Here is an 11,847-nt window from a genome sequence, read left to right on the forward strand (position 1 = left end):
GATGCGCGGGTCAATCGGCTTGCGCGGTATCTGATCTCGCGGGGTGTGGGTCCGGAGACGACGGTGGGGCTGGCGGTGCGCCGGTCGTTGGATCTGCTGGTGGGGATGTATGCGATCGTGCGGGCGGGCGGTGCGTATGTGCCGATCGATCCGGATCATCCGGCTGATCGCATCCGGCATGTGCTCGATATTGCTGGTCCGGTGTGTGTGGTGACGACGGCCCGCGATGGGTTCGAGGTGGCGTCCGGGGTAGATGTCGAGACGATGGAGATCGATCGGCTGGATCTGGCGGGGGTCTCTGCCGAGCGGATCGGTGACGAGGAGCGGCGGGACGCGCTCCGCCCGGACAACACGGCCTACGCCATCTTCACGTCCGGTTCGACGGGCAAGCCCAAGGGCGTGGCCGTGACGCACCGCGCGATCGTCAACCAGATCGACTGGATGCTGCACGAGTTCGCGATGACGTCGGAGGATGTGTATTTCCAGAAGACCGCCACGACGTTCGACGTGTCGTTGTGGGGGTTCTTCATGCCGCTGAGTGTGGGTGCGAAGTTGGTACTCGCGACTCCGGACGGACACCGCGATCCGATATATCTGTCGGAGGTCATTTCGCGGGAGAAGGTGACGATCACCGATTTCGTGCCGTCGATGCTGACCGTGTTCGCGGCGCACGCTGCTGCAGAATCGTGCAGCACGTTGCGGGAGATCTTCGTCATCGGTGAAGCGCTGCCGCCGGAGACGGTCGACGGGGTGCGCCGTATCAGTGCGGCGGGGATCGACAATTTGTACGGGCCGACGGAAGCTGCGGTGTCGGCTACGTTCTGGCAGGCGCCGTCGGAGGGATCGGTCGATGTTGTGCCGATCGGTGAGCCGGAATGGAACGTGCAGGTGTACGTGCTGGACGGCCGCCTGCGTCCGGTGCCGGCCGGGGTGCCGGGTGAGTTGTACCTTGCCGGCGTGCAGTTGGCGCGTGGGTACGTGCGCCGGCCGGATCTGACGTCGGATCGTTTCGTGGCGAATCCGTTCGGGCCGGCCGGGGATCGGATGTATCGCACGGGTGATCTGGTCCGGTGGAACGGCGACGGTGAACTCGAGTACATCGGGCGAACCGACTTCCAGGTGAAGTTCCGGGGTCAGCGCATCGAGTTGGGTGAGATCGAGAGTGCCTTGCTGGCGCACGGGTCGGTCAGCCAGGCTGCGGTGGTCGTGTCGTCGTCGGGCATCGGGGATCAACTCGCGGGGTACGTGGTTCCTGTTCCGGGGGGCACGGTGGACCGCGACGAGTTGATCGCCTTCGTGTCGGGGTTGTTGCCGTCGTACATGGTGCCGGGCGCTGTGGTGGTCCTCGACCAGTTCCCGCTCAACACTTCCGGGAAGTTGGATCGAAAGGCGTTGCCTGCGCCGGTGTTCGAGACTCGGGAGTTCCGGGCGCCACGGACCCCGGTGGAAGAGATTGTGGCGTCGACGTTCGCCGGCGTGCTGGGCGTCGAGCGGGTCGGGCTCGACGACGATTTCTTTGCAATGGGTGGCAACTCGCTGAACGCCACGCAAGTGGTCGCACGGCTGGGCTCGGCGCTCGACACTCGGGTGCCGGTGCGAGCCCTGTTCGATGCACCGACCGTCGAGGCGTTGGCCGCACACGTCGGGCAACATGCAGGCTCGGGGGGAACGGTGCCTCTCGTCGCTGGGCCGCGTCCGGACCGGGTTCCGTTGTCGTTGGCGCAGCAGCGGATGTGGTTCCTCAACCGGTTCGATCCCGACTCCGTGGCATACAACCTGCCGATCGCGTTGAGACTCAGCGGACGACTGGATCTCGCTGCACTGCAGGCAGCCATCCGCGATGTGCTCGAACGACACGAAATGCTGCGCACCTCCTACCCGCAGTCGGACGACGGTGCCGTTCAGATCGTGTTGCCGGTCTCATCGGTAGCGCCCGATCTGGAGCCCGTCCGGACGGACTGGGATCAGTTGCCCGGCCTCGTTCGTGAGTTGGCGAATACGAGTTTCGACGTCACCGCCGAGGTGCCGCTCCGAATTCGCCTGTACGCGGTGGGGGACGACGAGATCATCGTCGCGTTCGTCGTCCATCACATCTCTGCCGACGGTTCTTCGATGGGACCACTGACCCGTGACCTGGTTGCGGCCTATGTGGCGCGTTCCGGCGGATACGAGCCCGGCTGGGAACCGCTTCCGGTGCAATACGCGGATTACTCGTTGTGGCAGCGTGAAGTACTCGGCGACGAGTCGGACCCGGAGTCGTTGGCAGCCAAGCAGATCGCGTTCTGGAAACAGTCTTTGGACGGCCTTCCCGATCAGCTGGACCTTCCGACCGACCGGCCACGGCCGGCGGAACAGTCCTTTGCCGGCGACAGGGTCGAGTTCGACATCGACGCAGATCTGCATCGTAAGCTGGTCGAGCTCGCACGAGCGCGGAACTCGACGTTGTTCATGGCGGTGCATGCGGCTTTCGCTGTGTTGCTCGCGCGTTTGTCGGGCACCGAGGACATCACGGTCGGCACGCCGATTGCGGGTAGGGGACGTCGCGAGCTCGACGATCTGATCGGCATGTTCGTCAACACTTTGGTTCTGCGTTCCCACGTGGATGTGAGCGGTTCGTTCGATGCTCTGCTCGAGCAGACACGCGAGCGGGATCTCCAGGCGTTCGCGCATGCCGACGTTCCGTTCGAGCGTCTCGTCGAGGTACTCAACCCTGAACGGTCCACCGCGCGGCATCCGCTGTTCCAGGTGGGGTTGTCGTTCCAGAACTTGGCAGCGACGAGCCTGGAGCTGCCGGGTCTGACGGTGTCGGGGTTGGATGCGCAAGTGCAGACCTCGCAGTTCGACCTGCATCTGGTCGCCGCGGACCGTTACCACGAGGACGGGTCTCCGGCGGGGATCGGTAGCGTGTTGACGTTCGCGACGGATCTGTTCGACAGGTCGACGGTGGCGGGGATCGCGGAGCGGTTCGTGCGAGTGCTCGAGCAGATCGTCGCCGAGCCGGAGCTTCCGGTGGGAGACCTCGATATTCTCGGGGTCGAGGAGCGGAATCTGGTTTTGGAGGAGTGGAACCGCACGAGCCGCCCGTTCGGGGCGCCGGTGACGTTGGTGGACTTGTTCGACACTCAGGTCCGGCGTGATCCTGCGGCGACCGCGATTGTGTTCGAGGGCTTGTCGCTGTCGTATCAGGAGTTCGATGCTCGGGTGAACCGGCTTGCCCGTCATTTGATTTCGGTGGGGGTTGGGCCGGAATCGACTGTGGCGTTGGCGATGCGGCGGTCGGTCGAGCTGCTGGTGGGTATGTATGCGGTGGCCAAGACCGGTGGTGCGTATGTGCCGCTGGATCCGGATCAGCCGGAGGAGCGCACGCATTACATTGTGTCGGTGGCGGCTCCTGCGGTGGTCTTGACCACCGCGCGTGACGAGTTCGATGTTCCCGAGGGCGTGGGTTCGGGGATCGTCGTCGTTCGGCTCGATACCGCTAGCCTCGATGGGTACTCGGGTTTGCCGGTGAGGGACGTCGATCGGGTGGCGCCGTTGCGGCCGGAGAACACGGCGTATGTGATTTTCACGTCGGGTTCGACCGGTCGGCCCAAGGGTGTGGCGGTGTCCCATGCGGCGATTGTCAACCAGATGCTGTGGATGCGGGATGAATACGGTCTCGGTCCGGATGATGCGCTGTTGCTGAAGACTGCTGCGACGTTCGACTTGTCGGTGTGGGAGTTCTGGTCGGCGCTTGTATCCGGTGGCCGTGTCGTTGTTGCGGGGCCGGACGGTCATCGTGATCCGGCGTATCTCAACGGTCTTGTCGCGTCGGAGGGTGTGACGACTCTGCATGTGGTGCCGTCGATGCTGACGGCGTTGATGACGGACTCGGATGGTGTTCTGCCGTCTTCTCTGCGCCGGGTGCTCGCTATCGGTGAGGCGTTGCCTGCGTCCACGGCTCAGCGGTTCCTTGCCGGCAATGATGCGCGGTTGGACAATCTTTACGGTCCGACCGAGGCTGCGGTGTCGGTGACCGGTCACACTGTCGAGGTGTCCGATGTGGTGTCTGTGCCGATCGGGTCGCCGCAGTGGAATACGCGGTTGTTTGTGCTCGATGCGCGTTTGCAGCCGGTGCCGGTGGGTGTTCCGGGTGAGTTGTATCTTGCGGGTGCGCAGCTTGCTCGTGGGTATTTCGCGCGGCCTGATCTGACGGCGGAGCGGTTTGTGGCGTCGCCGTGGGGTGATGGTGAGAGGTTGTACCGCACGGGTGATCTGGTGGCGTGGACGAGTGACGGTGAGCTCGAGTATTTGGGTCGTACCGACTTCCAGGTCAAGGTTCGTGGTTTCCGGATCGAACTCGGTGAGATCGAGTCGGCGCTGCGGCGGATGGACGACATTCGTGACGTGGCTGTGGTTGCTCGTGAGAGTGAGCGTGTGGGTACCCGTGTGGTTGCGTATCTGGTTCCTCGGCCGGGTATCGATCTCGATACCGGGGAGGTTGCATTCGCGCTGGGTCGGAGTGTGCCGGCGTATATGGTGCCGTCAGCTTTTGTGGTGCTCGAGGGGTTGCCTCTCAATGCTAATGGCAAGTTGGATCGTAGGGCGTTGCCGGATCCGGTGTTCGAGGCGACAGCGTTCCGGGCGCCCGGGTCCAGGATCGAACAGGTCATCGCGGACGTGTTCGCCGAAGTTCTGGATGTCGACAAGATCGGCGCGACCGACGATTTCTTCGCGCTCGGTGGGGACAGCATCGTCTCGATCCAATTGGTGTCACGGGCAAAGGCCCGAGGTGTGCACTTCACGCCGCGAGACGTGTTCGGCCGCCGTTCGGTTGCGGGACTCGCCGAAGTGGCCACGTGGGAAGAGAGCACCGGGCCCGCGTCGCTCGACGAGTTGCCGGGCGGTGGAATCGGCGAGGTTCCGCTCACGCCGGGTATGCGCGAAGTGCTGAGCCGGCGGGGTGGCTTCGACCACGCCGGACAGATCGTCGCCGTGGACCTCCCGTCGGATATCGACCGGAATGCACTCGTGCGCACGATCGGCGTCGTGGTGGATCACCACGATGCACTGCGTTCGGTCCTCGAAGGTGGCGCCGACGGTGAGCCGATGCTGCGCGTGCGCAGCGCAGGCACCGTCGACCCGGCGCAACTGCTCGCCAGGGTCGAGGCTCCAGCCGATACCGACGATGCCCGGATCGCCGAGATCGCACGACCACACCTCGACTCCGCTCTCAGGGCCCTCGATCCGTACGCCGGGTCGATGCTGCGTCTCGTCTGGCTCGATTTCGGCCCGGGCGAGCGAAAGGGAATCCTGCTCCTTGTCGCACACCGTCTGGTGGTCGACGACGGTTCGTGGCGCATCATCCTTCACGACCTCGGTCTGGCATGGGAGCAGATCGCCGCGGGACAGGAACCGCGACTTCCCGCCGTCGGCACGTCACTGCGCCGGTGGGCGCACGGCGTTCTCGAAGTCGCACCCGAACACAGATCCGAGTTGTCCTGGTGGGAGCGCGCATTGGACGGACCGGACCCCGAAATGGGGATGAGACCGTTCGATCCGGCCGTCGATACGACTTCGACGGTGCAACGGCTGGAGGTGTCCGTTCCTGCCGCCGACACCGACGCGCTGCTGACCTCGGTGCCGGCGCTGTTCAATGGCGCGGTCACCGACGGCCTGATGACGGCCCTCGGTTTGGCATTGGTGCGCTGGCGCCGCGATCGTGGTGTGGAGTCGTCGTCCGCGCTGGTCCGGCTCGAGGCCGACGGACGTGCGGACACCGCGGTGGCCGGCGCCGACCTGCAACGAACCGTGGGTTGCTTCACCGCTGCGTATCCGGTGCGAGTCGAACTTGCCGGTGTGGATATCGACGAGGCGTTCGCGGGTGGGCCGGCCATGGGTGCGGCGATGAAGGCAGTCAAGGAGCAGTTGCGGGCCGTTCCTGCCGGCGGGACCGGCTTCGGCGTGTTGCGGCATCTCGATCCAGAGGCACGGGATCGCCTGGCATCGGTTGAGCGGTCGCCGCAGGTGCGTTTCAGCTACCTGGACCGGCGGTCGCGCTCGGACGCAGGGCAGGGCGCGACCGAGTCCGTCTGGACACCGACAGGTGCCCTCGGCGAACTGGAAGTGCATCTGTCCACCGCGATTCCGGCCGACGTCAGCGTCGATATCGAGGCTGTGATCTCGGACGGCTCCGATGGCACGCGCCTCGATACGACGATCGCGTTCCCAGCCGGGTTGTTCGACCGTGACGATCTCGACGAACTGTCGCAGCATTGGCTGGAAGCGCTCGATGCGCTTGCACGGCAGGGGTCTTCGCCCGGTGCCGGTGGGCTGACACCGTCGGATCTCCCTCTCGTCGACCTCGACCAGAGCGATATCGAGATCTGGGAGCAGCGATACCCGTCGCTCACGGACGTGTGGTCGCTGTCGCCGTTGCAATCAGGTTTGCTCTTCCACGCTTCGATGACGGCCGACGAACGCACCGATGTCTATACGATGCAGGCGGTCCTCGATCTCGGCGGCGACGTCGATCCCGATCGTCTGCGACGCGCGGGACAAGCCCTGCTCGACAGACACAGGAATCTGCGGGCCGTGTTCGTCACCGACGAGGCAGGCCGATCGCTGCAACTCGTTCTCGACGAGGTCGAGTTGCCTTGGCAGGTCATCGAAGCGAGCGATCTCTCCGGCCGTGCCGGTGAGAGTGGGGTGCCGGCGCTGCTGGCCGAGGAACAGGCTCGGCGTTTCGACATGGAGCGTGCGCCTCTCATTCGGTTCCTCCTCGTGAAGTCGCACGAGGACAGCTATCACCTGGCCGTCACCGCCCACCACATCCTTCTGGACGGCTGGTCGATGCCGTTGCTCATGCAGGACCTCATGGCCCTGTACGTGCTGCGCGGCAACCGTGCGGCCCTGCCACCCACGCGTTCCTACGCGGACTTCCTCGCGTGGCTCGAGCAGCAGGACCATGCCGCGTCGCTGGAGAGGTGGGCCGAGGCGATGGGCGGCATCTCGGAACCGACGATTGTCGCTCCGGTCCAGCGGGACGCGGACAACGACACGATGTCGAAGATGTCGGTCCTCGTCGACACCGACCGAACAGCGCGGCTGACCGCGCTCGCCACCGAAAGCGGCGTCACGGTCAACACACTCGTCCAGGCTGCGTGGGGCGTTCTACTGGGCAGGATCACAGGGCGCTCCGACGTCGTGTTCGGTGCGACCGTCTCGGGTCGCCCCGCAGACCTGCCGGGCGTGGAGACGATGGTGGGCCTGTTCATCAACACACTGCCCGTGCGGGTCCGGATCCACCCGGACGAACCCGTAGTGCAGATGCTGCGCCGCGTGCAATCGGAACAAGCCGACCTGCTGGATCACCACTACGTCGGGCTGTCGGAGATCGAGCAGCGGATCGGGACTCCGATCGGGTTCGATTCGTTGCTGGTGTTCGAGTCGTATCCGATCGACAGGGAGGCGTTGACCGACGCGGCCGGATCCCTCGACGGTATGACGATCACCGACGTGGTCCTCGACGATGCCACGCACTACCCGATCACCCTGATGGCCGTTGCGGATCGACAACTCGAGCTGACGTTCAAGTACCTGGAGAGGTTCTTCGACGAGGCAGGGATCGGACGGATCTCGGAACAACTCGTGCGTGTGCTGGATTCGTTCGTGTCCGAGCCGGAAGGAGTTGTCGGCGACATCGACCTGGTCGATGCGGACGAACGCGCACGTCTTGTCGCCGAGTCCGGACCGTCCGCAGGCGCCGTCGACACCGGAGCGCGGACACTCGCCACGGTCCTGGCGGAGGTGGTCGAAGAGGATCCGTCGGCCCCCGCGCTCGCGGTGCCGGCAGATCCGTCGGTCGGAGGCGAGGGCACAGAAATCCCGTATCGGGAACTCGACGCGCGCTCGTCGCGTCTCGCCAGGTTCCTCATCGCCCGCGGAGTCGGCACCGGCGACGTGGTCGCGGTCGCGATGCCTCGATCGGTGCAGTCGGTGGTCGCTGCGTGGGCGGTCGTCAAGACCGGCGCTGCCCTTGCCATGATCGACCCCGGCGGAGAGATGCCGCGCCAGTCGGAGGGAACCGTGGTGACCCTCACTGTTACCGGCGTTTCCTCGCCCGATGGTGAACGGATCGTCGTCGACGATCCGGGTGTGCGCGACGAACTGGCCGCTCTGCCGTCGGATCCCGTGACGTACAGCGACAGAATAAGGCCGGTCGGTGCGAACGACCCCGCAGTCGTCACAGCATCGAAGACGTTCACCAACGAGGAACTGATCGACCGTATCGGGTCGCTGCGTGAGAAGTACGGGCTGACGTACGAGTCCAGAAGCGCCGTTGTGGGCAGTGTCGACATCGAGGTCGTGGCACTCGAACCCCTGGTCGTGACCGCGACAGGTGCTGTGGTCGTAGTCGTACCCGCGGACGCCACATCGGGTCCGGGCCTCGACGGGGTGCTGTACGGCCAGTGGGTGACGCACGTCCATCTGCCGGGCGCGTCGCTGGGCACGTTGGAACCGGGGACACTCGAGGATCTCGCAGCCGTCGTCGTGCTCGACGACGTATCCGGGGTACCGCTGGAGGAGTGGGCTGCCGCGCATCGCGTGTACCAGCTTGCCGACCTGGGCTGATTCCGGTGGGGCCGATTCGTCCTCGGCCCCACCAGTGGCCCGGATCCGGGCCGGCCGGGGGCACTGCGGGTAACGTCAGGGCCTGCGCCGGGGATGACCAGGAAGATTACTTTCGAGTAGAGTCGCCCGTTTCGGGGCGGCGAAGTGCTTGTTCGATTACGGGCGCGACCACTGAATTATCTGAAGCGAAGGGTGTGGGCTTTTCATGTCACGACACGACGGCAGTTCGAACGAGGCCACCCCGGTGAACGCATCTCGATCGGCACGTCCGGAGTCCCGCGACGAGGCAGTCCCCCGTACCGGCGCGCACAACCAGCGACCCCAGCGGGCACCGCGCGCCGAGCGTGCACCGCGGCCTGCGCGCGGAAACCGCGCGCAGGGTCGGCGGGGTGTGTTGTTGCCGCAGCTGCTCGTGTCGGCGGTGGAATCGCGCGGAGATGCGGTGGCGGTGGTCGCGCCCGAGGGCTCGTTGTCGTATCGCGAGCTGGACGAGGTGTCGTCGCAGTGGGCGCGGTGGCTGATCGGCCGGGGTGTGGGGCCGGGGGATGCGGTGGTCGTAGCGGTGCCGCGTTCGTTGCTGTCGGTGGTGGTGTTGTGGGCGGTGGCGAAGTCGGGGGCGACTTTCGTGCCCGTGGATCCGGGTTATCCGGCTGAGCGCGTGCAGTTCATGGTGTCCGATTCCGGCGCGGTGTTGTGTCTGTCGGTGGGGTCGTCGGTGCCGACAGTGTCGTCGGTGGCGGGGTCGGTGCCGGTGGTCGCTGTCGACGACGTGTCGGTGATCGCGCAGGTGCAGGAGTTGTCGCCTCGGCCGGTGTCGTATGCGGACCGGGTGCGGTCGCTGGAGGCGTCGGATGCTGCGTGGATGATCTACACCTCGGGTTCGACTGGCCGGCCGAAGGGCGTGGTGGTATCGCATTCGGGTGTCGGTGGAGTGATTTCGGCTGAGCGTGAGCATTTCGGGGTCGAGTCGTCGTCTCGGGTGTTGCATGTGTGTTCGCCGAGTTTCGATGTGTCGTTGCTCGAGCTGGGTGTGGCTTTCTCGGCGGGTGCGACCGTCGTGGTGGCGCCCGCCGGTGTCGGTGGTGGCGCCGAGCTGGCGGATGTGATTGTGACGCAAGCGGTGTCACATGTGCTGATGACGCCGGGTGCGTTGGGATCGATGGATCCCGCCGGTATGGATTCGTTGCGTGTGGTGGTGGTTGCCGGCGAGTCGTTCGCGCCGGAGTTGGTGCGGCGGTGGGCGGTCGAGGGTCGCCGATTCTTCAATGCATATGGACCGACGGAGACGACGATCCTGGCGAGCTCGGGGGAGTTGGTGCCGGGTGCGCCGGTGACGATCGGGTCGGCGATCGCGGGGGTGGGGTGTTTTGTCCTCGACGAGCGTCTGCGTCCGGTTCCCGAGGGTGTGGTCGGCGAGTTGTATGTGGCGGGGGCGCAGGTGGCGCGGGGTTATCACGGGCGAGAGGCGCTGACCGCGGCGCGGTTCGTGGCCGATCCGTTCGGTGCGGGTGGGCGCATGTACCGGACCGGAGATCTGGTACGCCGTGGTGCCGACGGCGTGTTGGAGTATGTGGGGCGCAGCGATTTCCAGGTGAAGATCCGGGGATTCCGGGTCGAGCTGGGGGAGATCGACGCGGTGCTGTCGTCGTTGCCCGGCGTGGGGTTTGCGGTGACGGTGGGGACATCGTTGCCATCGGGTGAGTCGGCGTTGGTGTCGTATGTGGTGCCGGAGCCGGCGGCGGTGCTCGAGGGGGATCGGGTGCGTGCGGCTGCGGCCGAGGTGTTGCCGGGGTTCATGGTGCCCACGTTGGTAGTGGTGCTCGATTCGGTGCCGTTGACGGCCGTCGGGAAGGTGGATCGAGCAGCGTTGCCGGAGCCGGTGTTCGAAGTGCGGGAGTATCGCGCGCCTCGGACGCCGGTGGAGGAGTTGGTGGCGTCGGAGGTGGCGCAGGTGCTGGGTCTCGAGCGGGTCGGGCTGGATGACTCGTTTGTGGATCTGGGCGGTAATTCCTTGGCGGCGACGCGCTTGGTGGCGAGGCTCTCGGCGCGGGTGGGGCATCGGGTCGCGGTGCCGGTGGTGTTCGAGACGTCGTCCGTGGAGGAGCTGGCGGCGCGGGTGTCGGAGGCCGGTGGCGGGCCGGGTGTGGTGCTGTCGGCGCGGGAGCGTCCGGCGCAGATTCCGTTGTCGTTGGCGCAGCAGCGGATGTGGTTCCTCAACCGGCTGGATCCAGAATCTGCGGTGAACAACATTCCGGTGGCGATCAGGTTGTCGGGATCGTTGGATGTCGACGCGTTGCAGGCCGCGGTGTCGGATGTCGTCGCACGGCACGAGTCGTTGCGGACGGTGTATCCGGAGATCGACGGAGTCGGATTCCAAGAGATCCTGCCCGCATCGGACTCGATCGTCGAGGTACGTCCGGAAACTGTCGCGGCCGACGACGTCCTGGCACGCGTCACGCAGGTTGTGACTGCCGGTTTCGATGTCACGCAGCAGGTTCCGATCCGGGTGCGGTTGCTGCGGGTCGCGCCGGACGAGCACATTCTGGTTGTGGTGGTTCATCACATTTCCGGTGACGGGTTCTCGATGGGACCGTTGACTCGTGATGTGGTGACGGCGTATGCGGCGCGGGCTGCGGGTGCGGTCCCGGAGTGGTCGGCGCTCGAGGTGCAGTACGCGGATTACACGTTGTGGCAGCGTGAGGTCCTCGGCGACGAGTCGGATCCGGAGTCGTTGCTCGCGCGGCAAACCGAGTTCTGGCGCACTGCTTTGGCGGATCTGCCGGAGGAGTCGACGTTGCCGGGGGATCGGCCTCGTCCGGTGGTGTCGAGTTACCGGGGCGCGTCGCACGGTTTCACGATCGATGGTCGTGTTCGTACCGGTGTAGCGGAGGTGGCACGACGCAGTGGTGCAACGGAATTCATGGTGGTGCATGCAGCTCTCGCGGTGATGCTGTCGCGGTTGAGCGCCCAGTCCGATATTGCTATCGGCACGCCGATCGCGGGTCGTGGTGAGGCTGCGCTCGATGATTTGGTGGGCATGTTCGTCAATACGTTGGTGTTGCGGACGTCGGTTGATGGTGGGGTCTCGTTCGGGGAGTTCCTCGACACGATTCGCGCGGCCGACCTCGAAGCGTTCGCCCATGCGGATGTGCCGTTCGAGCGGTTGGTGGAGGTGCTCGATCCTGCGCGTTCGCAGGCGCGTCATCCGTTGTTCCAGGTGATGCTGACTTTCCA

Annotated in this window: 2 protein-coding genes; both read left to right on the forward strand. The window is 65.6% G+C overall.

Annotated elements, in window-relative coordinates:
- Positions 1 to 8,613: amino acid adenylation domain-containing protein (locus AC0B44_RS20820; RefSeq protein WP_471904646.1), on the forward strand; the 8,613-nt coding region annotated here is incomplete at its 5' end.
- Positions 8,614 to 8,818: 205 nt separating this feature from the next.
- Positions 8,819 to 11,847: amino acid adenylation domain-containing protein (locus AC0B44_RS20825; RefSeq protein ID WP_471904647.1), on the forward strand; the 3,029-nt coding region annotated here is incomplete at its 3' end.

Source organism: Rhodococcus sp. NPDC019050 (assembly GCF_055664235.1).